Origin of the sequence: Mesorhizobium sp. M0217 (assembly GCF_040321955.1) — a bacterium.
Lineage (GTDB): Bacteria > Pseudomonadota > Alphaproteobacteria > Rhizobiales > Rhizobiaceae > Mesorhizobium.
In genome coordinates this window covers 1-24,717 of the sequence record NZ_JAMYSN010000044.1, presented here as the reverse complement: position 1 = coordinate 24,717, position 24,717 = coordinate 1, and the positions used below count along the sequence as shown (strand labels likewise).

At 62.8% G+C, this 24,717-nt stretch carries 26 protein-coding genes and 1 pseudogene; 15 read left to right on the top strand and 12 right to left on the bottom strand.

The window, feature by feature from the left end; all coding sequences use genetic code 11:
• Positions 1-306: 306 nt before the first annotated feature.
• Positions 307-492, bottom strand: coding sequence for a hypothetical protein (locus tag NKJ18_RS31775; RefSeq protein WP_023710328.1), 186 nt, complete (start codon positions 490-492; stop codon positions 307-309).
• Between the two features lie 310 nt (positions 493-802).
• On the opposite strand from NKJ18_RS31775, the gene NKJ18_RS31770 reads away from it, so the two are divergent.
• The 4 genes from NKJ18_RS31770 to NKJ18_RS31755 all read left to right on the top strand — a co-directional run bounded on the left by NKJ18_RS31770 (position 803) and on the right by NKJ18_RS31755 (position 4,048).
• Entirely contained in the window at positions 803-1,162 is a 360-nt protein-coding gene (locus NKJ18_RS31770) for a septal ring lytic transglycosylase RlpA family protein (protein WP_023710327.1), read from the top strand.
• Between the two features lie 252 nt (positions 1,163-1,414).
• The gene (locus NKJ18_RS31765) at positions 1,415-2,692 is read left to right on the top strand and encodes a polyhydroxyalkanoate depolymerase (RefSeq protein ID WP_352761445.1); all 1,278 of its coding nucleotides are present in this window, start codon (positions 1,415-1,417) and stop codon (positions 2,690-2,692) included.
• A 192-nt stretch (positions 2,693-2,884) separates the two neighbouring features.
• The gene (locus NKJ18_RS31760) at positions 2,885-3,502 is read left to right on the top strand and encodes a transglutaminase-like cysteine peptidase (protein ID WP_023672098.1); all 618 of its coding nucleotides are present in this window, start codon (positions 2,885-2,887) and stop codon (positions 3,500-3,502) included.
• Positions 3,503-3,841: 339 nt separating this feature from the next.
• A complete protein-coding gene (locus NKJ18_RS31755) occupies positions 3,842-4,048 on the top strand; it encodes a hypothetical protein (protein ID WP_023710325.1) in 207 nt (68 codons plus the stop codon).
• A gap of 90 nt (positions 4,049-4,138) precedes the next feature.
• Here the strand turns inward: NKJ18_RS31755 and NKJ18_RS31750 are convergent, their stop codons facing one another.
• The 4 genes from NKJ18_RS31750 to NKJ18_RS31735 form a co-directional block, all read right to left on the bottom strand.
• Positions 4,139-4,507: a helix-turn-helix domain-containing protein gene (locus NKJ18_RS31750; RefSeq protein ID WP_023687588.1), complete on the bottom strand. Its 369-nt coding sequence runs from the start codon at positions 4,505-4,507 to the stop codon at positions 4,139-4,141.
• Entirely contained in the window at positions 4,507-5,025 is a 519-nt protein-coding gene (locus tag NKJ18_RS31745) for a Smr/MutS family protein (RefSeq protein ID WP_023710324.1), read from the bottom strand. The genes NKJ18_RS31750 and NKJ18_RS31745 overlap by 1 nt, the downstream gene beginning before the upstream one ends.
• Positions 5,022-6,122: a murein transglycosylase A gene (mltA, locus tag NKJ18_RS31740; RefSeq protein ID WP_023710323.1), complete on the bottom strand. Its 1,101-nt coding sequence runs from the start codon at positions 6,120-6,122 to the stop codon at positions 5,022-5,024. Before mltA ends, NKJ18_RS31745 begins: the two co-directional genes overlap by 4 nt.
• Positions 6,123-6,201: 79 nt before the next feature.
• Positions 6,202-6,906 carry a Tim44/TimA family putative adaptor protein gene (locus NKJ18_RS31735; RefSeq protein WP_023672103.1) on the bottom strand — a complete coding sequence of 235 codons (705 nt, stop codon included), beginning with the start codon at positions 6,904-6,906 and terminating at the stop codon, positions 6,202-6,204.
• A gap of 197 nt (positions 6,907-7,103) precedes the next feature.
• Here NKJ18_RS31735 and NKJ18_RS31730 point away from each other — a divergent pair, with 197 nt between their 5' ends.
• Together NKJ18_RS31730 and secB are read left to right on the top strand one after the other, a co-directional pair.
• Complete coding sequence (locus NKJ18_RS31730) at positions 7,104-7,604, top strand: FxsA family protein (protein WP_023706941.1); 501 nt, start codon at positions 7,104-7,106, stop codon at positions 7,602-7,604.
• Positions 7,605-7,743: 139 nt separating this feature from the next.
• Positions 7,744-8,244 (top strand): protein-export chaperone SecB, encoded by a 501-nt coding sequence (secB, locus tag NKJ18_RS31725; RefSeq protein ID WP_023672105.1) that lies wholly within the window; start codon positions 7,744-7,746, stop codon positions 8,242-8,244.
• A 263-nt stretch (positions 8,245-8,507) separates the two neighbouring features.
• Here the strand turns inward: secB and dnaQ are convergent, their stop codons facing one another.
• The 5 genes from dnaQ to NKJ18_RS31700 form a co-directional block, all read right to left on the bottom strand.
• A complete protein-coding gene (dnaQ, locus tag NKJ18_RS31720; protein WP_023672106.1) occupies positions 8,508-9,212 on the bottom strand; it encodes a DNA polymerase III subunit epsilon in 705 nt (234 codons plus the stop codon).
• 125 nt (positions 9,213-9,337) lie between these two features.
• Positions 9,338-9,922: a dephospho-CoA kinase gene (gene coaE, locus NKJ18_RS31715; protein WP_031196671.1), complete on the bottom strand. Its 585-nt coding sequence runs from the start codon at positions 9,920-9,922 to the stop codon at positions 9,338-9,340.
• A gap of 27 nt (positions 9,923-9,949) precedes the next feature.
• A complete protein-coding gene (locus tag NKJ18_RS31710; protein ID WP_023706940.1) occupies positions 9,950-10,777 on the bottom strand; it encodes a shikimate dehydrogenase in 828 nt (275 codons plus the stop codon).
• Complete coding sequence (locus tag NKJ18_RS31705) at positions 10,770-11,369, bottom strand: Maf-like protein (RefSeq protein WP_023706939.1); 600 nt, start codon at positions 11,367-11,369, stop codon at positions 10,770-10,772. Before NKJ18_RS31705 ends, NKJ18_RS31710 begins: the two co-directional genes overlap by 8 nt.
• 58 nt (positions 11,370-11,427) lie before the next feature.
• A complete protein-coding gene (locus NKJ18_RS31700) occupies positions 11,428-12,366 on the bottom strand; it encodes a pyruvate, water dikinase regulatory protein (protein ID WP_460222828.1) in 939 nt (312 codons plus the stop codon).
• A 283-nt stretch (positions 12,367-12,649) separates the two neighbouring features.
• On the opposite strand from NKJ18_RS31700, the gene hemE reads away from it, so the two are divergent.
• From hemE to yddG, 4 genes are all read left to right on the top strand, one after another.
• Complete coding sequence (gene hemE / locus NKJ18_RS31695; RefSeq protein WP_352761442.1) at positions 12,650-13,681, top strand: uroporphyrinogen decarboxylase; 1,032 nt, start codon at positions 12,650-12,652, stop codon at positions 13,679-13,681.
• Complete coding sequence (hemJ, locus tag NKJ18_RS31690) at positions 13,681-14,223, top strand: protoporphyrinogen oxidase HemJ (RefSeq protein ID WP_023745904.1); 543 nt, start codon at positions 13,681-13,683, stop codon at positions 14,221-14,223. Before hemE ends, hemJ begins: the two co-directional genes overlap by 1 nt.
• Positions 14,224-14,386: 163 nt before the next feature.
• Entirely contained in the window at positions 14,387-15,652 is a 1,266-nt protein-coding gene (gene rho, locus NKJ18_RS31685) for a transcription termination factor Rho (protein ID WP_023672113.1), read from the top strand.
• A gap of 167 nt (positions 15,653-15,819) precedes the next feature.
• On the top strand, positions 15,820-16,746 hold the full coding sequence (gene yddG, locus NKJ18_RS31680; RefSeq protein ID WP_023672114.1) for an aromatic amino acid exporter YddG: 927 nt from the start codon (positions 15,820-15,822) through the stop codon (positions 16,744-16,746).
• Between the two features lie 277 nt (positions 16,747-17,023).
• Here the strand turns inward: yddG and NKJ18_RS33095 are convergent.
• A pseudogene (locus NKJ18_RS33095) lies at positions 17,024-17,166 on the bottom strand (DUF255 domain-containing protein); the annotation flags it as partial.
• A 51-nt stretch (positions 17,167-17,217) separates the two neighbouring features.
• Here NKJ18_RS33095 and mnmE point away from each other — a divergent pair.
• The 5 genes from mnmE to NKJ18_RS31650 all read left to right on the top strand — a co-directional run bounded on the left by mnmE (position 17,218) and on the right by NKJ18_RS31650 (position 23,182).
• The gene (gene mnmE, locus NKJ18_RS31670) at positions 17,218-18,540 is read left to right on the top strand and encodes a tRNA uridine-5-carboxymethylaminomethyl(34) synthesis GTPase MnmE (RefSeq protein ID WP_352761441.1); all 1,323 of its coding nucleotides are present in this window, start codon (positions 17,218-17,220) and stop codon (positions 18,538-18,540) included.
• Between the two features lie 326 nt (positions 18,541-18,866).
• A complete protein-coding gene (gene mnmG / locus NKJ18_RS31665) occupies positions 18,867-20,741 on the top strand; it encodes a tRNA uridine-5-carboxymethylaminomethyl(34) synthesis enzyme MnmG (RefSeq protein WP_352761438.1) in 1,875 nt (624 codons plus the stop codon).
• Positions 20,738-21,370, top strand: a complete 633-nt coding sequence (gene rsmG / locus NKJ18_RS31660; protein WP_352761435.1) for a 16S rRNA (guanine(527)-N(7))-methyltransferase RsmG — start codon at positions 20,738-20,740, stop codon at positions 21,368-21,370. Before mnmG ends, rsmG begins: the two co-directional genes overlap by 4 nt.
• A 65-nt stretch (positions 21,371-21,435) precedes the next feature.
• Positions 21,436-22,233: a ParA family protein gene (locus NKJ18_RS31655; RefSeq protein ID WP_023692913.1), complete on the top strand. Its 798-nt coding sequence runs from the start codon at positions 21,436-21,438 to the stop codon at positions 22,231-22,233.
• Positions 22,234-22,294: 61 nt separating this feature from the next.
• Complete coding sequence (locus NKJ18_RS31650) at positions 22,295-23,182, top strand: ParB/RepB/Spo0J family partition protein (protein ID WP_023824091.1); 888 nt, start codon at positions 22,295-22,297, stop codon at positions 23,180-23,182.
• A 272-nt stretch (positions 23,183-23,454) separates the two neighbouring features.
• On the opposite strand, the gene holA is transcribed toward NKJ18_RS31650, so the two are convergent.
• Positions 23,455-24,498: a DNA polymerase III subunit delta gene (gene holA, locus NKJ18_RS31645; protein WP_352761431.1), complete on the bottom strand. Its 1,044-nt coding sequence runs from the start codon at positions 24,496-24,498 to the stop codon at positions 23,455-23,457.
• Positions 24,499-24,717 lie beyond the last annotated feature (219 nt).

The following is a 24,717-nucleotide window of genomic DNA, read 5'->3' as shown; positions in this document are numbered from 1 at the left end:
GCGTTCCTTCGCGGGAATCAGGTGACGTGAACAATCACCAGCCTGCCATGACCGCCCCCTCTCAGCGAATTTGCAGAACTCTCAGCACACTACCTTCTATCCGAACCGGATAGATAGGTAACAGAATGGACCGGCAATATGGGGTGGCTGTTTTCTTGCTCGCCGGGTTGGCCCTGTTTGCGACTGCGGGTTTGACCAGCGCCTTCCCCACTCCGCCTTTCCTCTCCCCCGTCGATCGGGGAGAGGTGTCGAGCGAAGCTCGACGGAGTGGGGGTCGATCTGTGTGGGTCGATTTTTCGTCGCAACTCACCCCCGCGAACGGCTCGCCCATACCAGCCCGGCGAAACCGACCAGCATGGTCACGATGCCGATATAGAGCCATTGCGACTGGCCGGTCATGAAACTGCCGCCGACCACGCCAATGCCCTGCAGCGACCACAGCGCGCCGATGGCGAGCACGATCAGCGCCAGCAGATATCTGAACAGTCTCATCGCCAAGATTCCTTTCCGAAGTCGATCGTCACCTGCGCCATGACCGTGATGACAGAGCGAAAGGACGGCGCCCAATCGCGCTCTCTTCTACTTGTACTATAACGTCCTGCCTTGCTCACGGAATCTGTGAAACAGCTCGCAATATCGCCGGCGATACGGCCGCGCCACACGAAAGATGCCTGACAAACTGTTTCTCAGCGACTCCAAACGTGTGCCAGTGCCACGGAACTGCCCGATGCTTGCCGCATTTCCTGCCTTATTCGACACTTAACGGCTGGGGTCTGTCGAAAACGGAGCCAATCCCCCCAACATGAAGAAAACAAACCAGACCGCGCTTGTCGCGGTAACGGTCGCGGCTGGCCTAATGGTCGGTGCGTCCGCCTCCTCCGCCGCCGGCCAGTGCGGCCGCGCCTCCTGGTACGCACTGCATTCCAGGACCGCCAATGGCGAACGCATGAACCCGTCGGCGCTGACCGCCGCGCACCGCAGCCTGCCTTTCGGCACCAAGTTGAAAGTGACCAACCAGAATAATGGCCGCAGCGTCATCGTGCGCATCAACGACCGCGGCCCGTTCATCAAAGGGCGCGTGCTCGATCTGTCCAAGGGCGCCGCCGGCCAACTCGGCTTCATCGGCTCCGGCCATACCTCGGTGTGCATGGCGCGCGTCTAGATCTGTCCAAGTCCGGCCCGATCGGGCCGGACACATCCTGCCCCGTTGTCCAACAGCCTTGCATTTTGCAGTGCACATTGAGCCGGCTGCACCCGCCCAACGCGGTTTCTCAAGGCCTTGGACGAAAGATTGGCATATGTCACGCCACGTGACGTATTGCATCGCAGCAATATCTTGTTAACCTCCGCGCGAGACATTCAAGGCTCGGCGCTGTCCGTCGTCCCTTCGGTCACGGCAGCTGCGGAGTACCTGATGTTCTACCAGCTCTACGAAATGAACCATGCCGCCTTGCAGCCCGCGCGGCTTTATGCCGATGCGGTGCGGCTGTTCTACACCAACCCGCTCAATCCGTTTTCGCATACGCCGTGGGGCCGCTCGGTCGCCGCCACCGCCGAACTGTTCGAGCGCACGACGCGCCGCTACAGCAAGCCGCATTTCGGCCTGAGCAAGACCGTGGTCGACTGGAAGAGCGTCGAGGTCAGCGAAAAGACGGTGTGGTCGAAGCCGTTCTGCGATCTTACCCGCTTCGAGCGGTCGGTGCCCGCCGGGCGAAAGGCCGACCCCAAGCTTCTCATCGTGGCGCCGATGTCGGGCCATTATGCGACGCTGCTGCGCGGCACGGTCGAGGCGATGCTGCCCTATGCCGACGTGCACATCACCGACTGGGTCGATGCCCGCATGGTACCGGTGACCGACGGCCATTTTGACCTCGACGATTATATCGACTACATCATCGACATGCTGCATGCGCTGGGGCCGGACACCCATGTGATGGCGGTGTGCCAGCCTTCGGTGCCGGTGCTGGCAGCGGTGGCGCTGATGGAAAAGCGCGGCGATCCCTTCGTGCCCTCGACCATGACCCTGATGGGCGGGCCGATCGACACACGCCGCAACCCGACCGCGGTCAATCTTCTGGCCAAGGAAAAGGGCATCGACTGGTTCCGCGACAACGTCATCATGCATGCGCCATGGCCGGTGCCGGGCTTCGGCCGCGAGGTCTATCCGGGGTTCCTGCAGCTGTCGGGCTTCATGAGCATGAACCTCGACCGCCACATCACCGCCCACAAGGACTTCTTCATGCATCTGGTCAAGCATGACGGCGACAATGCCGAGAAGCACCGCGATTTCTACGACGAATATCTGGCGGTGATGGACCTGACGGCGGAATTCTATCTGCAGACCGTCGACACGGTGTTCGTGCGCCATGCGCTGCCCAAGGGCGAGATGACGCATCGCGGCGAGGTGGTCGACACCAAGGCGATCCGCAATGTCGCGCTGTTCACGGTCGAAGGCGAGAACGACGACATTTCCGGTCTCGGCCAGACCCAGGCCGCCCACGATCTCTGCCCCAACATCCCGGCTGACCGGCATGCGCATTACATGCAGCCGGCCGTCGGCCACTACGGCGTCTTCAACGGGTCGCGATTCCGCTCGGAAATCGTGCCGCGCATCGTCGATTTCATCACCAGCTACGGCCGCCAGAACCGGGTTGCGGTGAAACCAAGGCTGGTCCGCTCCGCCAAAAGCTGAGGCTCGATCCGGCTGCAGCGTGCATTGCCCACAAAAGCGGGGCGATTTTGCGCGCCACCGGCGTTCTGTTGCACAATAGACGCTGTTGGGCGGGCGCGGGTAACCATGCCGAAGAATCTGGCTCCCCTTATAATTGACACGGAGTGTAAATCCCCTTTAACCTTTCGTTAAGAACAAGGGCGAACGGGGACAATGACTTCCTCACCGATGGCACGGACGCTGCGCTTGTGGGCGGCAGCAGGGCTGGCGATCTCTGCGTGCTGGGCAGTGCCGGCACTTGCAGGCGGCGCCATGGCGACGGGCGGCATGACCTCGCAGCCGATCGGCCACTATGATTTCTGTAAAACCCAGCCCGGCGAATGCTCGATCCGGCCGAGCAACCTCAACCCCGCCGCGATGACCGACGCCTTCATGCGCAAGCTGATCAACGTGACGTCAAGGGTCAACGCCGCCGTCAAGCCGATGAGCGACTACGACATCTATGGCAAGGACGAGGTCTGGGCCTATCCCGACAAGGGCGTCGGCGATTGCGAAGACTATGTGCTGGAAAAGCGCCGCCAGCTCTCGCGCTCTGGCGTGTCGCTGGCCGATCTCTTGATCACCGTCGTGCGCAAGCCGGACGGCGAAGGCCATGCCGTGCTGACCGTGCGCACCGACAAGGGCGACTACGTCCTCGACAATCTGACCGACAAGGTGAAGATCTGGGACGCCACCGGCTATCGCTTCCTCAAGCGGCAGGCCATCGACAACACCGGCCGCTGGGTCTCGATCCGCGGCGGCCAGCAGGTGCTGGTCGGCGCGGTCCAGTAAATAAAGACGATGCATGTGAGCGCGTCGCTGCGAACAGCTTCGTCGGAAGCCCGCGGCTAATAACTTTCACGAGATAACCGCAAGTCGGCGCTGCCCCTCATTGCCCTGCCGGGCATTTCTCCCTGTATAGTGACGGGGAGAAAGATGCTGCCATCGGTTCGCCAATCGTCAACGTTGCAAAATAGTCGCCGGCAGGCGGATGAGGGCAGCGCTGCCCTCGAAATCTTATCTCTCGAAACGCCTCCTCAAAAAATTTCGCTACCTGCGTGAACCAAACCGTCTCCAGCGGCGACACACAGCCGTAACCAGAACCCAACCACCCAAACATGGAGACTTCAAATGACTGCTTTCCTTCGTAATGCCTTCCTCGCCGTTGTTGCGGTGTCTTCCTTGGCCGGATCCGCCATGGCCGATCAGACCGGTTGCGCCAAGACCAACAACTGGGGCAATCGCTGTTGCGAGCTCAACTCGGACTGCCTGGGCGGTGGCCGCGGCGGCGATCATGACAGCACTGGCGGCCGTGGCGGCCAGGCCGGCGCGAAGTAATCGTGACATATGCCCGCTGGCTATCGGCCGGCGGGCATCGCTTTCAGGAACAGCGCAAGCAAACCTTGCGCCTTGGCATCGCTTACCGGATTACTCTCGCCGCTCCAGTGCGGCCCGGATCGACGCGGTGATGCGGGCAAGCTCGGCTTCGTCCAGCTTCTCGATGTTTTCGGCCAGGAGATTGGCCAACTCGGTGGCGGCAGGACTGAGGCCGGACGTATCGAGTCTCACCCGCGGATGTGAGGCCTCGGCCAGACGCGCCAGCTCTTCGGCATCGTCCCAGATGACGTTGAAATAGCCGATGATCTTCTGGATCAGCGTCCAGGTCGGCGCGCCGCGGCGGCCATGTTCCAGCGCCGACAAATAGGCGGCGCTGACTCCGATCGCCTGCGCCATGTCCTTCTGGCGCAAGCCGCGCTCGGCTCGAAGCGCCCGCAGTTTTTCGCCGAAGGGCGTCATCAGCGGGTTCGCCTGAGCCGAACGTAGAGCGCGCCCGAACCGCCGTGGTTGCGGGCGGCGTGATCGTGGCTGGAGACCAGCGGCCGGAAGGCAGGCGTCGACAGCCAGGCAGGCACGGCGCGCCGCAAGACGCCGTCGCCGCCCGACGACGACCCTTTTCCCGTAATGACGAGGACATAGCGGATGCCGCCGGCATGGGCCCGGTGCAGGAACGAAAACAGCAGCGAATAGGCCTCGTCCTGGGTCATGCCATGCAGATCGACGCGGCCTTCGATCGGCAGCCGGCCCTTCTTCAGCTTGTCCAATGTCGGCTCGTCCAGCGCGTGCGATACATGCTGCGCCTTCGGCTTGGCGGCGAGGACCGGACCGACAGCGACCGGCGTCTGTGCCGGCCTAGGGTCTACGACGATGTCGGGAATCTCGACCGCGGTCCGGCCCTTCAGCGGTCGGGCGGTGCGCGCCACCAGGTTCCACAGCACCCGGTCGTCTTCGTTGAGTTTATCGGGGCGCTTGCTCATCGATTCGATTCCGAAACGAGAGCGCGTGGAACCAAGGCATAGAAATCGGCCGCATTGCGAACGACGCCGGCGATCTCGCCGGCCGCATCGCCGGAGCCGGCGAACAGATCGCCCCGCGCCGGTCCGATGATGGCCGAGCCGGTGTCCTGCGCAATCATCAGCCGCCGGAACGGTTTTCCGTCGAAGGCGGTCAGCGACGGAGTGTCGATGTAGAAGGGGGTACCGAATGTGTGCAGCAGCCGGTCGACCGCGAGCGAACGGCCCGGCGTCAACGGCACCTTGGCGGCGGCGATAGGACCGAGTGCGGCATCGTCGACATCGGCTTCGCGAAAGAAGATGTAGGAGCGGTTCTGCCAGAGGATCTCGTCGACGCGATCCGGATGCGCCCTGAACCAGGCGCGGATAGACTGCATCGTCACTTTTTCCAGTGGGATTTCGCCGAGTTCGGCGAGAATCTTCCCCGGACCGCTGAAACGCTGGCCGGATTTGGCGGCATAGGTGACGCGGCAAAGCCGGCCGTCCGTCATTTTCAGCCTGGCCGCACCTTGCACATGGATGAAGAAGACGTCGACCTTGTCGGCAAGCCAGGCGATTTCCAGGCCTTGGCCGGCCAGCGCGCCGCGCTCGATCTCACCGCGGTCGAAATATTCAACCGGGCCCTGCGGCGTGCTGCGGGCGAAGGCCAGATAGTCGTCCATGCCCTTGGGACGGTTGGCGTCGTCGATGTCGACGAGATCGGCCGGCCGCGCCAGAAGCGGCACCGTGAATTCATCCGTGCGCACTGGTGAGGCCTCGGCCTCGGGCTCGTAGAAGCCGGTGACCAGGCCGAGGTTTTCGGATCGAATCTGGACTGGGGCGAAATGGCGCTCGAAAAAAGCCTTGGCCGCCGACCGATTCGCCGGCGAAACGGTGCGCGCCTCGTCATAAGCGCCGGCAAACGCGTCGAACCGGACGCCCAACGAACCGGTGCGGTAGGGCTTGTTCAGGACATGAAAGGCCGAACGGCGGAAGGCTTCGAAAGCGGGCAGATGGTCATCGGAATTCCAACCGGGAAGATCATCGAAGGACTTTTCCACGAAAAGCGGCGAGAGCGACACCTCAGCCTCGCCACTGCCCATGTTTGCCTGCATGTCGCTATCCCAAAAAAGCTGCCCGCACCGGGCGACATGCATAGGCTCAGTCTTCTTCCTCGGTGGCGACCAGCTTCCAGTTCGGATCTCGCGAGCGTGTGTCGCGGGCGAAGGTCCAGACATCCTTGACCTCGGCCACCGTCTCGGGATCGCCATCGATGACCGCACCCGCCTTGTCGCGGGTCGCCGAAATCAGTTCGCTCACGATACGCAGCGTGATGTGGGCCTCGCCGCCCTTCATCTCGGCCGAGACGATGTCGGCCTTGTCGATGCCGACGAAGGAGGACTGGATCTTTTCGGCTTTCGCCTCGCGGTCGCCAATCGCGGCAACGAAGCCGTCAAAAACCTCGCGCGACAACAGGTTCTTCAGCGTTTTTCGGTCGCCATCGGCATAGGCCATGACAATCATCTCGTAGGCCATCTTGGCGCCGTCGACGAAGACTTTGGGGTCGAAGGAGGGATCATTGTCCTTGATCGCGCGCAGGCCCTTGTTGAGGTCGGTGTCGGGCTTGGCGAAGGCATCGATGGCCGCGTAGGTCTCGGCAGCCGTCTCGCCCGGCATGCGCTTGCGTGGCAGCGAAACCACATTTTCGGGCTTCTGGGTCGCGTCCTTCTCGGTGCGGCTGGCCGTGTACGGATCGAAGGGCGGGCGCTCGCTGCCCGTGCGGCGGCCAAGCACGTTGCGCAGCTGGAAAAAGATCACCACCGCCGCAATCAGAAAGAAAATGGTGCCGAAGTCGAAGAATCCCATATCTTTCGCCAATCAATCCCTGACCTGGCCGGGACCGCCAGCCAATCCGGGCGGCGGTCGCATGGCGTTAAACATGCAAAGCATATAGAACGCATGGCGCAATCATTCAAATCAAAGGCAGGCATACCTATCTAACGGCCTCAGTGCCAGCGGCGATTATGCGCCGCCCGGCAAACATGGAAACGATCGGTCAAGATTTGCGCATTTCCTTCCGTCCTCTGTTCCTGCTTGCGCTGCCGCTGCTGGAAATCGCCGGTTTCGTCATTGTCGGCCGCGAGGTCGGGGCGCTGGCGACGGTCGGTCTGGTGCTGGCTTCAAGCATTGCCGGCGTGCTTCTGCTCCGGCACCAGGGTTTTGGTGTCATGGCGCGGGTCCGCGCCGAGATGGCCGGCGGCGGCGACCCCAGCCGCCAGCTCGCGCATGGCGCCATGATCGTGGTCGCCGCCATCCTGTTGATCATCCCCGGCTTCATTACCGATATTGTCGGCCTGCTGCTGTTCCTGCCGCCGGTGCGCGACCTTGCCTGGCGCAGGCTCAAGGGCCGCATCGTCGTCGCGACCGATTTCACCGCCGGCGGTTTTCGCGGCAGGTCGCGCGACAAGGTCATCGACCTCGACGACCGCGACTATTCGCGCGAGGACGATTTCAAGCGCGGTCCCGACCATAACTCGCCGTGGCGCCGCCTGAAGGACGACTGAACGTCACCTTGCCAACGACTGACTATTGACCCCTTTCGGCCTGAAGGCGGCAAACCTTGTCTTGTCTTGCCGACCATGCTAGCCAACGCCCGATTTCAATTCGGTCAGCGCTGCTGTCCAGGCAAAAGGAACAAGGCTCATGGCCAGCAAAGATGACGCGCCGGTCGGCGCCGCCAACGGCAACGGCGAAACGGCGCAGCCGTCGCTCAACGTGCTTGCCCAGTATGTGAAGGACCTGTCCTTCGAAAGCCCCGGCGCGCCGAACTCGCTGCGCGGCCGCGACAAGGCCCCAGGCATTGCGATCAACGTCAATGTCAATGCCAACCCGCTCTCCGACAAGCAGTTCGACGTCAATCTGACCTTGAACGCCAAGGCGTCCTTCGACCAGGAAGTGCTGTTCAATGTCGAACTGGTCTATGGCGGCGTCTTCGCCATCGCCGGCTTCCCGCAGGAGCACATGCTGCCGATCCTGTTCATCGAATGCCCGCGGCTTTTGTTCCCGTTCGCCCGCCAGATCATCGCCGAAGCCACCCGCAATGGCGGCTTCCCGCCGTTGATGCTCGACCCGATCGATTTTGCACAGATGTTCCAGCAGAAGCTGGCCGAGGACCAGGCGGCATCGAAGGTCAAGGTGAGCTGAAGGCAAGCGTCACGCGCATGAGTTGAAAGCCCGGCTTCGTGCCGGGCTTTTAGTATACTGAGATGCTGGCGGGACAGCACCCCCCTCTGCCTTGCCAGGCATCTCCCCCTCAAGGGGGGAGATTGGCCGTCATCGCGACCTTCGCCAACTTTAGACGTTGCAGGAATGGGCTGGAGCGGCGAAGCTGCTGATCTCCCCCCTTGAGGGGGAGATGGCCGGCAGGCCAGAGAGGGGTGTGACGGAACGCTACCTCCGCGATCCGTTCACCCCGCCGCCACCTTCAGCCACAGCGCCTTTTCACCGAGCGTCGCCACCAGCCCCGCATGCGCCGCTCGCTCGCCCTCGGTCAGGCGCGGCGGCAGGGCGATTGGCCTGGCGGCGATCGAGATGTCGATATCGGCAACGTCGCCATTGCTGTTGAGCTGCACCACGACGGCGTCGAGGACAAGTGCGGCCTGCTTGCCGCCGATGAGTTCGATGTAGACTTCGGCCAGGAGCTCGGAATCGAGCAGCGCGCCGTGCTTGGTGCGGTGGCCGTTGTCGATGCCGTAGCGGCGGCAGAGCGCGTCGAGCGAATTGGGTCCCATAGGGTGCTTGCGCCGCGCCAGCGCCAGCGTGTCGACGACGCGCCCGGTGTCTATGGCCGGCTGGCCGAGCCGCCCGAATTCCGTGTTGAGGAAGCCGATGTCGAAATTGGCGTTGTGGGCGACGAGCTTGGCGCCGTCGGTGAAGGCGAGCCATTCCTCGGCGATTTCGGCAAAGGTCGGCTTGCCGACGAGGTCGGCGGCGCTGATGCCGTGCACGGCTTGCGCCTCGACATGGACGGCGCGCCCCTGCGGATTGATGAATTTGTGGAAGGTGCGGCCGGTCGGGAAGCGGTTGACCAGCTCGACGCCACCAAGCTCGATGATGCGGTCGTCGCGCATGTCGAGTCCGGTGGTTTCGGTATCGAAAATGATCTCACGCATAGAATCAACCCACTCCTGGAGGAGTAGAATCATGGAGCGGAACAAAATGGCAATGGGCAATGCCGACAGCCTGCCGTCAGGAGCCTGATGGGCGCGACTTATCCCCCAGGAGTTAGCAGGCAAGCTCAGCGTCCTGAGAGCTCGGCAATGATCGCGCCGACCGCGGCGCGGGCGGCGTCCATGCCTTCACCGGTGTCGATGACGAAATCGGCCTGCCGGCGTTTTTCGGCATCGGGCACCTGCTTGGCCAGGATGGCCGCCAGCTTTTCCTCGCTCATATCAGGACGCGCCAGCACGCGGGCGCGCTGGATATCGGCCGGCGCGGTCACGACAACGACCTTGTCGACACGGTTGCGGCCGCCGGTTTCGAACAGCAGCGGTATGTCGAGCACGACGAGCGGCGCGGCGGCGGCGCGGTGCCTTGCCAGAAAGGCGTCGGCATCGGCCCGCACCAGCGGATGAACGATCGCCTCCAATGTCTTCAGCGCGGCGGCGTTGCCGATCACGCGGCGCGCCAACTCGGTGCGGTCGACCGAACCGGCAATCACGGTGCCGGGAAAGGCCGCCTCGACGAGAGGTGCTGCCTTGCCGGCATAGAGGCGATGCACGGTCTCGTCGGAATCATGCACCGGCACGCCGGCGTCGACGAACATCTTCGCCGTGGTCGACTTGCCCATGCCGATCGATCCGGTGAGGCCAAGCACGATCATCATTTGGCGCCCATCATTTGCAACCCATCATTTGGCGAGGATGTCGGCGACGATCATCTGCCGCAGTTCGGCAGTGACCTGCGGCATCTTGCCGAACCAGCGTTCGAAACCGGGCACAGCCTGGTGCAACAGCATGCCGAGCCCGTCGACCGTCTTCAAATTTCTCGCGCGGGCAGCGGCAAGCAGCGGTGTTTCCAGCGGCACATAGACGATGTCTGCGACAATGGCGTGAGCTGGCAGGCCGGCCGGATCGGCGGCCAGCGTCGCATCGCCATGCATGCCAAGTGCCGTCGTGTTGATCAGCAAGCCGGCATCGCCAAGCAAGTCGCCGACCGCGCCATGCGCCGAGACGCCGGCCCCGAAGCGGTCGGCGAGTTCCTGCGCCCGCGCCAATGTGCGGTTGACGATGCGGATATCTTTGATGCCGCGCACTTTAAGCGCGTGGATGACCGCGCGCGACGCGCCACCGGCGCCGAGCACCACGGCCGGAGCGTTTCTCTCCCAGCCCGGGGCATGCTCGTCGAGATTGCCGGCAAAGCCGATCCAGTCCGAATTGCCGCCCCACAGCACGCCGTCGTCCAGCCACAGCATGTTGACCGCGCCGATCATCTCCGCCGCCTCGTCGCGGCGCTCGACCCGGGCAAAGGCGACTTCCTTGTGTGGAATGGTGACGTTGCCGCCCTGATAGCCATTGGCCGGGAGGGAAGAGAGGAACTCGGGAAAATCGGCCGGCGCGACATCGATCGCATGATAGCTGCCGTCGATGCCGTATGTGTTCAGCCAATAGCCGTGGATCTTCGGCGAGCGCGAATGCGCGATCGGATGGCCGGTGACGAAAGCTTTTTTCTCAACCATCGATGGCTCCGAGCGCACGCAATTCCGCCAGCACCGGTAACAGCGGCAGGCCGACAATGGTGAAATAATCGCCTTCGATCTTTTCGAACAGCTGGATGCCTTCGCCCTCGATCTGGTAGGCGCCGACGCTCGACAACGCCTTGGCGCCGACGCGGGCCAGATGCCGGCCGATGAAGGCCGGATCGAGCTTGCGCATGGTAAGGCTGGCGATGCCGACGTGACGCCACAGCACCTTGCCGTTGCGGCAGAGCACGGCGGCGCTGTTCAGCTGATGCGTCTTGCCCGACAGCGCCAACAGATGGCGGCGGGCGCCTTCCATGTCGGCCGGCTTGTGGAACACTTCATCTTCCAGTGACAAAGTCTGGTCGCAGCCGAGCACCAGGGCGCCCGGTCTGCGTTCGCTGACCTCGGTCGCCTTGGCTTCGGCGAGTATCAGGGCGACATCTTCCGGCGACACACCGCTGTCCTGCAACGGCGCCTCGAGCGCACGCTCGTCGACATCGGCAGGCACCGCTTCGATGCCGAGCCCGGCATTGATGAGCATTGCTTTGCGGAACGGGCTGCCGGAGGCAAGGATGATTTTTTCGGTCATGGGTTCTGGGCCTGGTCGATAGTGGTCGATTGGGGCAGGAGGTCGCGTTGCCATCCCATCATCTATTCTTCCCCCGCAGGGCAACAATGGCTGCCGCGGTCTCTTCGATCGAACGGCGGCTGACGTCTATCATCGGCCAATTGTGGCGGGTGCAGATCTGGCGGGCATAGGCGAGCTCTTCGGCGATCGAGGCACGGTCGACATAATCGGTCGCTTCGTAGGTGCTGCTGTTGCCGAGCACGCGGTTCTGCCGGACATGCGAGATGCGTTCGGCGGTGGCGATCAGCCCGACGATCAGCGGCTTGGTGGCAGCGACCAGGCTTTCGGGCACCGGCACGCCGAGCACGATCGGGATGTTGGCGGTCTTGATGCCGCGGTTGGCGAGATAGATGCTGGTCGGCGTCTTCGATGTCCTGGAAATGCCGATCAGCACCACATCCGCGTCGTCCATATTGAGCGGCAGCTGGCCGTCATCATGCTCCATGGTGAAATTGAGTGCGTCGATACGGTGGAAATAATCGGCGTCGAGCACATGCTGGGCGCCGACGCGGCGGCCGGCCGGCGTGCCGAGATAGGACTGGAAGACGGTGAGGACCGGCTCCAGCACCGAAACACAGGGTAGCCCCATGGTGGCGCAGCGCTCGTCAATGCCGCGCGCCAGCTTCTGGTCGACGACGGTGTAGAGGATGATGCCCGGTTCCTCCTCTATGTCCTCGAAGACTTTCGCCACCTGCTTTTCGGTGCGGATGAGCGGATAGATATGCTCGATGGCGCGCGCATCCTTGTATTGCGCCGAGGCGGCTCGGCCGGCCGCCAGCAGCGTCTCGCCGGTGGCGTCGGAAATCAGGTGCAGGTGAAAGAAGCTCTGGGGTTTGTTCACAGGGGGCGCCTCAGGCTGTGGGCTTGTGTGGATAAACCGGGGCCGCAAAGGCGACCGGCTGGAGGCGACTGTATCAGAAGGCCAGTTGTCCACAATTCGATGCGCTGTCAGCTTCACTGTGCGGTTGGGGACAAATCTGGGGACGGGCGTTTTTGCCAGCGCTTCATCCACAGAGGCGGTTTTTCAGCGGCTACGTCAAACCATTGACTCCAGTGATGGAATCCTGGTCATCCACACTCTTTGCCAATCCCGCGGAAGAAACACGCGACAAAATGCTGGCTGGCCTTTTCCAGGGCAAAGCGGGACAGGTGACAACCACCGATACCAACAGACTCTTAGAATCAGAAGATTCTAGAAATAGACTATTTAATTATAGAGAAGGCAGGGAAGAGAGCGCTCAATGCCCGAGAACCGCATCGTGCTGGACGTGCTGAGAGGCGAGGCAGTGTTTCCGCCGCCGCTCTGGATGATGCGCCAGGCCGGGCGCTATTTGCCGGAGTACCGCGAGACCAGAAAGCGCGCCGGGTCCTTTCTCGACCTTTGCTACAATCCTGATCTGGCCGTCGAAGTGACGCTGCAGCCGATCGAGCGCTTCGGCTTCGATGCCTCGATCCTGTTCTCGGACATTCTGGTCGTGCCGCATGCGCTTGGGCGCGATGTCCGCTTCGAGGAGGGCCGCGGGCCGCTGCTGACGCCAATCACTGCAGCTCAGATTTCGGCTCTCAACAGTGAAACGTTTCACGTGAATCTCGAACCGGTCTACGAGACGGTTCGCCGGCTGCGGGCAAGATTGCCTGACGAGACCACGCTGATCGGCTTCTGCGGCGCGCCGTGGACGGTGGCGACCTACATGATCGCTGGCCACGGCACACCCGACCAAGCGCCGGCGCGGCTGTTTGCCTATCGCGAACCGACGGCCTTCAAGCATCTCCTGAAAGTGCTCGCCGACCACTCCGCGGCCTATTTGATCCGCCAGATCGAAACCGGTGCCGACGTGGTGCAGATTTTCGATTCGTGGTCCGGCGTGCTTGATGATGCGTCTTTCGATCAGTTCTGCGTGCAGCCGGTGGCGGAGATCGTCAGGCAGGTTCGTGCGGTTCATCCCGATGTTCCGATCATAGGCTTTCCCAAGGGCGCCGGCGCCCGCTACGAGACCTATCGTGAGAAGACCGGTGTCACGGGGCTGGGGATCGACTGGACCGTACCCCTGGCGGCGGCGAACGAACTGCAGCGCTCGGGTGCGGTCCAGGGCAACCTCGATCCCTTGCGGCTCGTGGCCGGCGGCAAAGCCCTGTCGGACGGCGTCGATGCGATCCTCAAGGCGCTGGGCGACGGACCGCTGATCTTCAATCTCGGCCATGGCATCACGCCGGAGACGCCGGTGGCACATGTCGAGGCGATGGTGAAGCAGGTGCGGAGCGCGACACGCTGATGGCTCAATCGGATAATACGCGCGGCAACGGCACTCGTGGGGCGATGATGCGGATGACCATCGGCATCGGAGTGCTGGTTGTTCTCACCGCACTTTTGTTTTTCTTTGCGCCTGAGGGTTTCTATCCCTGGGCGAAGGCAATCCATATCCTGGCCGTCATCTCCTGGATGGCCGGCATGCTCTATCTGCCGCGATTGCTGGTCTACCACGCCGACGCCGAGAAGGGGTCCGTCCAGTCGGAGACCTTCAAGGTGATGGAGCGGCGTCTGCTGCGCGGCATCATCAATCCGGCGATGATCGTCACCTGGGTGTTCGGGCTTTGGCTTGCCTGGAAAGTGTTTGGCTTTCACGGCGGCTGGCTGCACGCCAAGATAGGCTTGGTGCTGTTGCTGTCGGGCGTGCATGGCTATCTGGCCGGTGCTGTCAGGAAATTCGCCGAGGACCGCAATGAAAAACCGGCGCGGCACTGGCGAATCGTCAACGAGATCCCCACATTGCTGATGATCGCCATCGTCATCCTGGTTGTCGTCAAGCCGTTCTAGGCCCATTTAGGTCGACAAAACGCAGCTTGCTCTTTCCCCCGACCGACGATAAAAGACGGGTCTTCCTTCCCGTCATGCGCCGCCCTTGATTGCTTTCGGCCGCGCCCGGCATTTATCGCATCCAGCCGATATATTTTCCCCAAAGCAGATTCAGAGTCCGTCTATGCAAGAAATGAAACTCGCAGAGTTCAAGAACAAGAAGCCGCCAGAGCTGATCGCCTATGCCGAATCGCTCGAAGTGGAAAACGCCAGCGTCATGCGCAAGCAGGAACTGATGTTTGCCATCCTGAAGAAACTGGCCGCCCAGGACGTCGAGATCATCGGCGATGGTGTGGTCGAGTTGTTGCAGGACGGTTTCGGCTTCCTGCGCTCAGCCAACGCCAATTATCTGCCAGGTCCCGACGATATCTACATCTCGCCCTCGCAGATCCGCCGCTTCTCCTTGAAGACCGGCGATACCGTCGAAGGGCCGATCCGCAGCCCAAAAGAGGGCGAGCGCTATTTCGCCCTTCTCAAGGTCAACACGATCAATTTCGACGATCCCGAAAAGATCCGTCACAAGATCCATTTCGACAATCTGACGCCGCTCTATCCGACCAAGCGGCTGAAGATGGAGATCGACAATCCGACCGGCAAGGACATCTCGTCGCGGGTGATCGACCTGGTGGCGCCGATCGGCAAGGGACAGCGCGCGCTCATCAACGCGCAGCCGCGTACCGGTAAAACGGTGCTGATGCAGAATATCGCCCACTCGATCACGGCCAATCATCCGGAATGCTATCTGATCGTACTTCTGATCGACGAACGGCCAGAAGAAGTGACCGACATGCAGCGTTCGGTGAAGGGCGAGGTCGTGTCCTCGACCTTTGACGAACCGGCGGTGCGCCACGTCCAGGTCGCCGAAATGGTCATCGAAAAGGCCAAGCGCCTGGTCGAGCATGGCCGCGACGTCGTTATTCTGCTCGATTCGATCACCCGCCTCGGCCGTGCCTACAACACCGTTGTGCCGTCCTCCGGCAAGGTGCTGACCGGCGGTGTCGACGCCAACGCGCTGCAGCGGCCGAAGCGCTTCTTCGGCGCGGCCCGCAACATCGAGGAAGGCGGCTCGCTGACCATCATCGCCACCGCGCTGATCGACACCGGCAGCCGCATGGACGAAGTCATCTTCGAAGAGTTCAAGGGCACCGGCAACTGCGAAATCCAGCTCGACCGCAAGGTCGCCGACAAGCGCATCTACCCGGCCATGGACATTTTGAAGTCCGGCACCCGCAAGGAAGACCTGCTGGTCTCCAAGCAGGATCTGCAGAAGATCTTCGTCCTGCGCCGCATCCTGGCGCCGATGGGAACCACGGATGCGATCGAGTTCCTGATCGACAAGCTGAAGCAGACCAAGACCAACGCCGATTTCTTCGATTCGATGAACACGTAAGCTTCTCGTCGGCCATCGTTTCGCATTGAAGCCCCGTTCCGGGAACTGGGACGGGGTTTTTCATTGCGCGGGCAAACAGGTCGCATTTCCGACAGGGCGTGGCCTTGGGCGGCAATTTCCACAGCTGTCGTCATGCGAGTAATCGCGTCTCGAAGATCGGAAGCCGCATGGAGAAAACAATCCCGACCCTGATCGGCTTCTCGGCCATCCTGACATGGTCCTTCCTGGCGCTGCTTTCGACGGCGGCGGGACCGATTCCGCCCTTTCAGCTGGCGGCGATGACGTTTCTGCTTGGCGGGTTGGTCGGCGCGTCGAGCTGGCTTGTCCGTCCGGCGGCGATCAAGTCGCTGCGCCAGCCGTGGCAGGTCTGGGCGCTCGGCACAGCGGGGCTGTGCATCTACCACTGCGCCTATTTCTTCGCCATCCAGTCGGCGCCGCCGGTCGAGGTCAGCCTGATCGCCTATCTCTGGCCGTTGCTGATCGTCGTCTTTGCCGCCTTCCTGCCTGGAGAAAAGCTGAGGGCCCATCACATTGCCGGCGTCATGCTCGGCCTTGCCGGCGCCATTGTGGTGATCACCAAGGGCGGCACGATCGGACTGGCCAATGGTGTGATGAAGGGGCATGTCATCTCGCTGTTCTGCGCTTTCATCTGGGCCGGCTATTCGGTTTTATCGCGCCGCTTTGGCAAGGTGCCGACCGATGTGGTCGTCGGTTACTGCTTCATCACGGCTGCGGTCGCCTTGGTGCTGCACCTCACCCTTGAGACCACCGTCTGGGCACAGACGGCGACGGAGTGGAGCGCCATCGTCATCTTGGGCGTAATACCGCTAGGCGCCGGCTTTTACGCCTGGGACTATGGCTGCAAGCACGGGGACATCATGATCCTCGGCGCCCTCTCCTATGCCGCGCCCCTCTTCTCGGTCATCGTGCTTCTGCTGGCAGGCTTTGGTGTGTTTCACTGGTCGGTGGCTGTTGCTTGCATCCTGATCACGGTCGGAGCGGTGGTCGCGGCCAAGGATTTGCTGTTCGGGCCGCGGTCGCCATCCATTGATGCGACGCCGCTTCCTTCGGCGTTGGACGGAAACACCGGTTGACCTGCCGTCGCAACAGCGGCTCGGTTCCTACGGATCCGGCGCCACGGGCAGGATAGCCGGTGCATAGCTCCGGTCTGCCGGTTGGCGGCCGGATGCCACTGGCCAATGTTCGATCGATTCGCATGCGTTCCGATCGGGGCGACAATATCGGCGTGACGCGGGTCGGGATTCTGATTCGCAGCCGGAACGAAGCTTGCCTGTCGGGGGCGAAGGATCCAGCTTCACGGCTCGGGGCCAGGCACAAGCGTTAACGATGCGGCCTGCGTAGGGCTTGCTGGCCCGCCCAGAACTGCTTGGCGTCGGAATTAGGACCCGCCTGCTCGCACATGGATGACAAGGCGGCTATACAGATTTGGTAATGTCCGGCCGCTCCTCGCGATCGACCTTGATATTGACGAACAGCCGGTTCATGACGGCCGCATACTGTGGGATTGTCGACCGGACAGCTAGGCGACCGGTGAGAACGGGCAAATGATTTCAGGCGATTCGATTGTTGCGCTGTCCAGCGGCCGCCTGCCTGCCGGCATCGCTGTCATCCGCATCTCCGGACCAAGAACTCGATTCGCTGTCGAAACGGTTGCCGACGGCATGATCAAGGACCGGGTTGCGACCCTGCGCAAGCTCCGAACAGTGGACGGGTCGCTTATCGACAACGGCCTGGTGCTGTTTTTTCCGGGGCCGAACAGTTTTACCGGCGAGGATGTCGCCGAGTTCCACGTCCATGGCGGCCGCGCCGTCGCCAGCAAGATGCTGGAGATCATTGCCGGGTTTGACGGCGTGCGTCATGCGGAACCTGGTGAATTTACGCGCCGGGCTCTTCTCAACGGCAAGCTGGATCTGGTCGAGACGGAGGCGTTGGCCGATCTGGTCAACGCCGAAACCGAAGCGCAGCGGCGCTTTGCCGTGCAGAATGCCGAAGGAGTGCAAAGCGAACTCTATCTTGGCTGGCGCCGTCGGCTGATCCATGCACGGGCGATGATCGAGGCGGAAATCGACTTCGCCGACGAAGACGACGTGCCCGGTTCGGTTTCGGACACGGTTTGGTCCGATGTGCGCGCAATGGTGGGCGAGATCGGCCGGCATGTCGATGGCTTCCATGCCGCCGAGATCATCCGTGACGGGTTTGAGGTTGTCATCCTCGGTGCACCGAACGCCGGCAAATCCAGCCTGTTCAACGCGCTGGCCAGGCGTGAGGCGGCGATTGTTACCGACGAGCCCGGCACGACGCGGGACTTGCTCGAAGTGGTGCTGGATCTCCACGGAGTGCGGGTCAGGGTAACCGACACCGCGGGCCTGCGCGAGTCGCCCGGCAAGATCGAAGCGATCGGTATCGAAAAGGCGCGGGCCAAGGCGCACACGGCTGACCTGGTGCTGTTGCTGGAAGATCTGGCGGACCCTACTGCGATCGGCAACATGCCTGTTGACGCCCCGGCTTTGAGAATCGGCACCAAGGTCGATCTCTTGAAAGGTTCGCCGCGATCAGAGGCGTATGATGCGTTGATATCGACGGTGGACGGCACTGGTTTGGCTGAACTGCTGGCTGAGATCGGCAGGCGCGCCGCGGCTGCTATCGGCGATGCCGGTGACATCCTGCCGTCTCGGTTGCGGCATGTGGAGCTGCTCAATGAGACCAGGCGCTTTCTGATCTCGGCTTTGTCGGGGCAAGAGCGCGGCCAGGAGCTACGGGCGGAGGAGCTGCGTCTTGCGGCGGGCCGACTTGGCCGGATTGTCGGCGCGGTGGATGTCGAGGACCTGCTGGACGTGATCTTTTCGCAGTTTTGCATTGGAAAGTGACTCACGTGAAACAGGGGGGCGTGTGAGTGACTCACGTGAAACACAGGGGGGCCGCCCTAGTGCGTGTTTCACGTGAAATGAGGAGTTTGGCAAAAACGGCAAGTGCCGAAGGCCGGCCCCGCCCCTCATTGTCCTCCGGGAGAAGATGCCGGCAGGCAGATGAGGGGCAGCGCCAGCCGAGCTAATTGTCGCCGCTTCCCTGACTCACGTGAAACACCTCTGCGACTTTCAGCACTCCGGTCCACGTGAACGAATCAACCTGCAATCCTTGACAGCGTCCTCTCGTGGGGACATGTGTCGGGAAATCTCTGAATCTGGAAGGGACAATGATCGATCGCTATGATGTGGTTGTGGTGGGCGGTGGCCATGCCGGGTGCGAGGCTGCGTGCGCTGCCGCGCGCGCCGGCGCCAGGACCGCGCTGGTCACGCTGCGCTTCGACACGATCGGTGTCATGTCCTGCAATCCGGCGATCGGCGGCCTCGGGAAGGGCCATCTGGTGCGTGAGATCGACGCCATGGACGGGCTGATGGGCCGCATCGCCGATGCTGCCGGCATCCAATTCCGCCTGCTCAATCGCCGCAAAGGCCCTGCCGTGCGCGGGCCGCGCACGCAGGCCGACCGCAAGCTGTATCGGCTGGCCATGCAGGAAGCGATTCGGCAGCAGAACGGTCTCGACGTCATCGAAGGCGAGGTTCTGGACTTCGACATCGTGGATGGACGGGTCGCCGCTGTGCGCCTGGCCGACGGGCGCCGGTTGGCGTGCGGCGCGGTGGTGCTGACCACCGGCACGTTTCTCCGCGGTCTTATTCACATTGGCGACAAGAAGATTGTCGCCGGGCGGATGAACGAGCAAGCGAGCCTTGGCCTGTCGACGACGATGAGCCGCGCCGGTTTCGCGCTTGGACGGCTGAAGACCGGCACGCCGCCGCGGCTCGATGGCCGCACCATCGACTGGGCGTCGCTGGAAAGCCAGGCGGCCGACGAACATCCAGTGCCGTTCTCGCTGCTCACCGACACAATCAAGAACCCGCAAATCCATTGCGGCATCACGCGTACGACACCGGCGACGCACGAGCTGATCCGCGCCAATCTCGGCCGCTCCGCCATGTATTCCGGCTCGATCGAAGGCGTCGGACCACGCTATTGCCCGTCGATCGAAGACAAGATCGTCAAGTTCGGCGATCGCGAAGGCCACCAGATTTTCCTCGAGCCGGAAGGGCTGGACGACGACACGGTCTACCCCAATGGCATTTCGACCTCCCTGCCCGAGGATGTGCAACTCGACATTCTCAAAACTATACCCGGGCTAGAGCGGGCGACCATGCTGCAGCCCGGCTACGCCATCGAATACGACCATGTCGATCCGCGCGAGTTGGAGCCGACGCTTGAGGCCAAACGTATTGCGGGGCTTTTCCTAGCCGGTCAGATCAACGGCACCACCGGTTATGAAGAAGCCGGAGCGCAGGGCCTGCTCGCCGGGCTCAACGCCGCGCGCAAGGCGGCGGCCGACGACCAAATCGTGCTCAGCCGCACCGAAGCCTATATCGGTGTGATGGTCGACGACCTCACCAGCCGCGGCATTGCCGAGCCCTACCGCATGTTCACTTCGCGGGCGGAGTTTCGCCTATCGCTGCGCGCCGACAATGCCGATGAAAGGCTTACGCCTCTGGCAAATCGGCTTGGTATTGTGTCGCCGGAGCGAACGCGGCGGTTCAATCAAGTCACACAGGATCTTGATAGGGCGCGCGAACTCGCAGCTGCGACGACGATGACGCCCAACGAAGCAGCGCGGCATGGGCTGGAGATCAACAGGGACGGCGTGCGCCGCTCCGCCTACGAATTGCTCGCTCATCCCGGCGTCGATATCGCTTGGCTGGCCCGTGTTGCGCCGGCCTTTGGCGCAATCGACCCCAAAACCGCCGAGCGGCTCGAAACGGAAGCGAAATATTCGGTTTACCTTGATCGCCAGCAGGCAGATGTCGCACAGATCCGCCACGAGGAAAGCCGGCTGATCCCGGCGTCGGTGGATTTCGCCGATGTTCCCGGCCTGTCCAATGAGCTGAAGCAGAAGATGCTAACGCGTCAGCCCCGGTCGATTGCTGACGCGCAGCGTATGGAAGGCATGACGCCGGCGGCGCTGGCAATCATCGTCGCGCACGTCCGCAACGCTGAATCGGCCGCGCAAAGGGCCGTTGCGTGAGCGCTGCCTCATGGGCGAGCCTGCAAGAGGCCGCGGGACCGGTTTCACGTGAAACATTCGATCGGTTGGTGACGTTCGAACAGTTGTTCATGAAATGGAACCGCAGCATCAATCTGGCCGCGCCGTCGACGCTGGACGATGTCTGGGGCCGCCATATTCTGGACAGCGCGCAGCTGGCCCGAATCGCCCCGCAGGCCAAACGCTGGGCCGATCTTGGTTCGGGCGGCGGTTTTCCGGGCCTGGTAATGGCCTTCTTGCTGGGCGAGCGCGACGGCGCGTCGATCGATCTGGTCGAGAGCAACCGCAAGAAAGCATCGTTTTTGCAGGCGGTCATTGGCCAGTTCGGTTTGCCGGCACGGGTCGTCGCCCGGCGCATCGACGACAGCTATACGCTTGTTTCCGCACCGGAAATCATCACGGCGCGGGCGCTTGCCGCGCTGCCGGCGCTGCTCGATCTGTCGGCGCCGTGGCTGACCAAGGGATCGCGGGCGCTGTTCCACAAAGGCCGGGATTACCGCTCCGAGGTGGAAGAAAGCACTCACCGCTGGGCTTTCGATCTGGTAGAACATCCGAGCATGACCGACGCCCATGGCGTCATCCTCGAAGTGACCGATCTGCGGACGGCGTAAGCTCTCCTTCGCAACCTTGGCGACGCAATGAATACCTGGCCCACATGAATACCTGGCACAGACCCATGAAAACCGGACCTCGCACCATCACCGTCGCCAACCAGAAGGGCGGCGTCGGCAAGACCACGACCGCCATCAATCTGGCCACGGCGCTGGCCGCCATCGGCGAAAAGGTGCTGATCGTCGATCTCGATCCGCAAGGCAATGCCTCGACGGGTCTCGGTATCGACCGCAAGGACCGCACCGTCTCCTCCTACGATGTGCTGACCGGCGAACTGGGCCTGGAAGAGGCGGCCATTCCAACGGCGGTGCCCGGCCTGTCGATCGTGCCGTCGACGCTCGATCTGCTCGGCATCGAGATGGAAATCGCCTCGGCGCCGGATCGCGTGCTCAAGCTGCGCAACGCGCTGCGCGCCGCCACCGAGCGCGGTGCGCCGTTCGGCTATGTGCTGATCGACTGCCCGCCCTCGCTCAACCTTTTGACTTTGAATTCAATGGCGGCAGCCGATTCTGTTCTTGTGCCGCTGCAGTGCGAGTTCTTCGCGCTGGAAGGGCTAAGCCAACTCCTGGAAACGGTGGAGCAGGTGCGCCGTTCGATCAATCCGGACCTGATCATCCAGGGCATCGTGCTGACCATGTATGACGGCCGCAACAACCTCGCCAACCAGGTGGTTCAGGACGTGCGGGCACATATGGGCGACAAGGTCTACGAGACCATCATTCCTAGGAATGTGCGAGTGTCCGAGGCGCCCTCCTATGGCAAGCCGGCGATCCTCTATGACCTGAAATGCTCCGGCAGCCAAGCCTATCTGCAATTGGCATCCGAAGTGATCCGCCGCGAGCGAAAATTGCGCGCTGCATGATTAGGCAGGCTCGATAAACAAAGCGATCCGGCACCGAAACGATCAAGAATCTGGAATTGAGATGAGCGACGACCTTTCGAGAAAGAGACTGGGGCGCGGACTGGCGGCGCTGATCGGCGAGATCGATCGCCCGGCAGCGACCGAAAAGCCGGGCTTGAATGCCGACGGCAAGGTGCCGATAGAGTTCCTGAGCCCGAACCCGAAAAACCCGCGCCGGCATTTCGGCGACGCCGATCTGACGGATCTCGCGCAATCGATCCGCGAACATGGCGTCGTGCAGCCGGTAGTGGCGCGGCCTTCGCCGACGCAGGCCGGGCGCTACGAGATCATCGCCGGCGAGCGCCGCTGGCGGGCGGCGCAGCGCGCCGGGCTGACCGAGATCCCGATCATCGTGCGCGACGTCAACGACCGCACAGCGCTGGAACTGGCGATCATAGAAAACGTCCAGCGCACCGATCTCAACCCGGTCGAGGAGGCGCTCGGCTACCAGCAGTTGATCGACGACCACGGCTACACACAGGCCGACCTCGGCAATGTCATCGGCAAGAGCCGCAGCCACGTCGCCAACACGCTCAGGCTGTTGAAGCTGCCCGACGTAATCCGCGACATGCTGGTCGACGGCGTGCTGTCGGCCGGCCATGCCCGGACGCTGGTGACGGCGCAGGATCCCGCCGGGCTAGCCAAGCAGATCGTCGAAGAAGGGCTTTCGGTGCGCCAGGCCGAGGCGCTGGCGCAGATGCCGGCGGGCGGCACGCCGCCCAAGGCAAAACCAGCACACGGCGCATCGGGCAAGGATGCCGACACGCTGGCGCTGGAAAGGCTGATGACCAACACGATCGGCATGATCGTGACCATCGAGCACAAGGGCAAAGGCGGCGCGATCCGCGTGGACTACCGCAGTCTGGAGCAGCTCGACGAGCTATGCCGGCGGTTGAAGGATGAGCGGTAGAGGGTTGGGGCTGCGCCATATTTAGCCGGCGAATGAAGTTCTGGCTTAGGATGAAGAAAGGGCTTGGCGGTTGCCGGCCCTTCTTTTTATTGGCGATTGCCGAAGGGATCGAACTGCTGATCTCCCCCCTTGAGGGGGAGATGGCCGGCAGGCCAGAAGGGTCGTCTCCCATCAAGCGCCGACCTCGTTTGTCGTTGCGAAAGGCGCCAGCGCTCCACGCGCCGCGACCCCCTCTGTCGCCTTTGGCGACATCTCCCCCTCAAGGGAGGAGATCACCGCTGCGCCAGCCTCCCGCTCTCCACCGCAATGGCGAGCAGCGCCTGCCGCGCCAGCGCTTCCGACAAATCCGGCCTGCGCCTGGTCTGCAGCACGGCAGATTGCAGCCGGTTCAGCGCGCGGCTGAGCGCCTCGACGTTCCAGCGCTCCAGCGCCTTCTCCACCAGCTTGCGCCGCGAGAAAAACACCGGCGGACGGGCGCCGGCCACTGCCGAGGCGGCGTTGCGGCCGGCGGTGTCCATCTGGCCGCGCATGACCTGAAGCTGCTGCAGCTGCCGCATCGCCGAGGACAGTACCAGGAAAGGATGGCCGCCGGACAGGCAGTGGCGGGTGAAGGCGGTGTCGAAGTCACCGATCCTGCCCTCCAGCACAGCATCGACCGCGTCGTCGAAGGAGGCGCCGGAGACGTCGCCGGACATCGCCCTTACGTCGTCGAGGCTGATGTCCTTCTGGCCGTGGGCATAAAGCACCAGTTTTTCGATCTCGCCGCGTGAGGCCAACCGGTCGCCGCCGAGATTGCGGCGCAGCGCCTGGCGTGCGTCGAGCGCCATCGACATGCCGGCCTTGCGCAACTCGTCGTCGATGACGCTGTCGATGTCGCGGGCTTCATCGGCGTAGCAAGGCAGCGCCATGGCGGTGTCGGCGGCCTCGACGATCGCGCGCAGTCCGACGCCCCTTTTCAGGTCGCCGGCCTCGATGAGAATGATGGCGTCGCGCGCGGGCTCCGCGGTCAGCGCCTTGACGTCCTCAGCCAGCGGCTTCTGGCCGCTGGCGTTGCGCACCCACAGAAGCCGCCGGTCGGAGAACATCGGCACGGTGCGGGCTTCGTCCAGCAGCCGGCCCTGGTCGCGATCGACCTCCGCGCCGTCGAGCCGTACGACGGAAAACGGATCGTCGAGCGGCAGGCCGGTTTTCGCGGCAAAGGTTTTGGCCCGCTCGGCGACCAAGCCGCGGTCGGGTCCGTAAAGCAGGACGATCGATATGCGCGCGTCAGGCTTCGCCAGCCACGAATCGACCTCGTATCCTTTTTTCTGCGCCATGGAGGGTGGTTAGCATGATGCGGTCGCTGAGTGAACGTTCTCCAAAGCGTTCGAGACCTTGGCGTGTCCAGCCGATAGATGGGTAACACTTTGAACCGGATACATAGGTGACACTTCTCTCCCCCTATGCGTCCGCCGCAGCGCCAAGCGGATTGGTTGGCGCGGCGCTGCGGCGGACAAGCTTCATGTGCCGTGTGTCGATGATGCCGAGCGGGTGGG

Excerpts from the sequence above, each read along its gene's own strand:
- NKJ18_RS31705 (WP_023706939.1), bottom strand. The coding sequence starts at position 11,369 with ATGACCGAAAAAATCATCCTTGCCTCCGGCAGCCCGTTCCGCAAAGCA.
- hemE (WP_352761442.1), top strand. The coding sequence starts at position 12,650 with ATGCCCGAGAACCGCATCGTGCTGGACGTGCTGAGAGGCGAGGCAGTG.
- NKJ18_RS31655 (WP_023692913.1), top strand. The coding sequence starts at position 21,436 with ATGAAAACCGGACCTCGCACCATCACCGTCGCCAACCAGAAGGGCGGC.
- coaE (WP_031196671.1), bottom strand. The coding sequence starts at position 9,922 with ATGATCGTGCTTGGCCTCACCGGATCGATCGGCATGGGCAAGTCGACC.
- NKJ18_RS31775 (WP_023710328.1), bottom strand. The coding sequence starts at position 492 with ATGAGACTGTTCAGATATCTGCTGGCGCTGATCGTGCTCGCCATCGGC.
- yddG (WP_023672114.1), top strand. The coding sequence starts at position 15,820 with ATGGAGAAAACAATCCCGACCCTGATCGGCTTCTCGGCCATCCTGACA.
- dnaQ (WP_023672106.1), bottom strand. The coding sequence starts at position 9,212 with ATGCGTGAGATCATTTTCGATACCGAAACCACCGGACTCGACATGCGC.
- NKJ18_RS31760 (WP_023672098.1), top strand. The coding sequence starts at position 2,885 with ATGACTTCCTCACCGATGGCACGGACGCTGCGCTTGTGGGCGGCAGCA.
- NKJ18_RS31755 (WP_023710325.1), top strand. The coding sequence starts at position 3,842 with ATGACTGCTTTCCTTCGTAATGCCTTCCTCGCCGTTGTTGCGGTGTCT.
- NKJ18_RS31750 (WP_023687588.1), bottom strand. The coding sequence starts at position 4,507 with ATGACGCCCTTCGGCGAAAAACTGCGGGCGCTTCGAGCCGAGCGCGGC.
- NKJ18_RS31765 (WP_352761445.1), top strand. The coding sequence starts at position 1,415 with ATGTTCTACCAGCTCTACGAAATGAACCATGCCGCCTTGCAGCCCGCG.
- rho (WP_023672113.1), top strand. The coding sequence starts at position 14,387 with ATGCAAGAAATGAAACTCGCAGAGTTCAAGAACAAGAAGCCGCCAGAG.
- NKJ18_RS31735 (WP_023672103.1), bottom strand. The coding sequence starts at position 6,906 with ATGGGATTCTTCGACTTCGGCACCATTTTCTTTCTGATTGCGGCGGTG.
- NKJ18_RS31650 (WP_023824091.1), top strand. The coding sequence starts at position 22,295 with ATGAGCGACGACCTTTCGAGAAAGAGACTGGGGCGCGGACTGGCGGCG.
- NKJ18_RS31710 (WP_023706940.1), bottom strand. The coding sequence starts at position 10,777 with ATGGTTGAGAAAAAAGCTTTCGTCACCGGCCATCCGATCGCGCATTCG.
- mnmE (WP_352761441.1), top strand. The coding sequence starts at position 17,218 with ATGATTTCAGGCGATTCGATTGTTGCGCTGTCCAGCGGCCGCCTGCCT.
- secB (WP_023672105.1), top strand. The coding sequence starts at position 7,744 with ATGGCCAGCAAAGATGACGCGCCGGTCGGCGCCGCCAACGGCAACGGC.
- NKJ18_RS31770 (WP_023710327.1), top strand. The coding sequence starts at position 803 with ATGAAGAAAACAAACCAGACCGCGCTTGTCGCGGTAACGGTCGCGGCT.
- mnmG (WP_352761438.1), top strand. The coding sequence starts at position 18,867 with ATGATCGATCGCTATGATGTGGTTGTGGTGGGCGGTGGCCATGCCGGG.
- hemJ (WP_023745904.1), top strand. The coding sequence starts at position 13,681 with ATGGCTCAATCGGATAATACGCGCGGCAACGGCACTCGTGGGGCGATG.
- NKJ18_RS31745 (WP_023710324.1), bottom strand. The coding sequence starts at position 5,025 with ATGAGCAAGCGCCCCGATAAACTCAACGAAGACGACCGGGTGCTGTGG.
- holA (WP_352761431.1), bottom strand. The coding sequence starts at position 24,498 with ATGGCGCAGAAAAAAGGATACGAGGTCGATTCGTGGCTGGCGAAGCCT.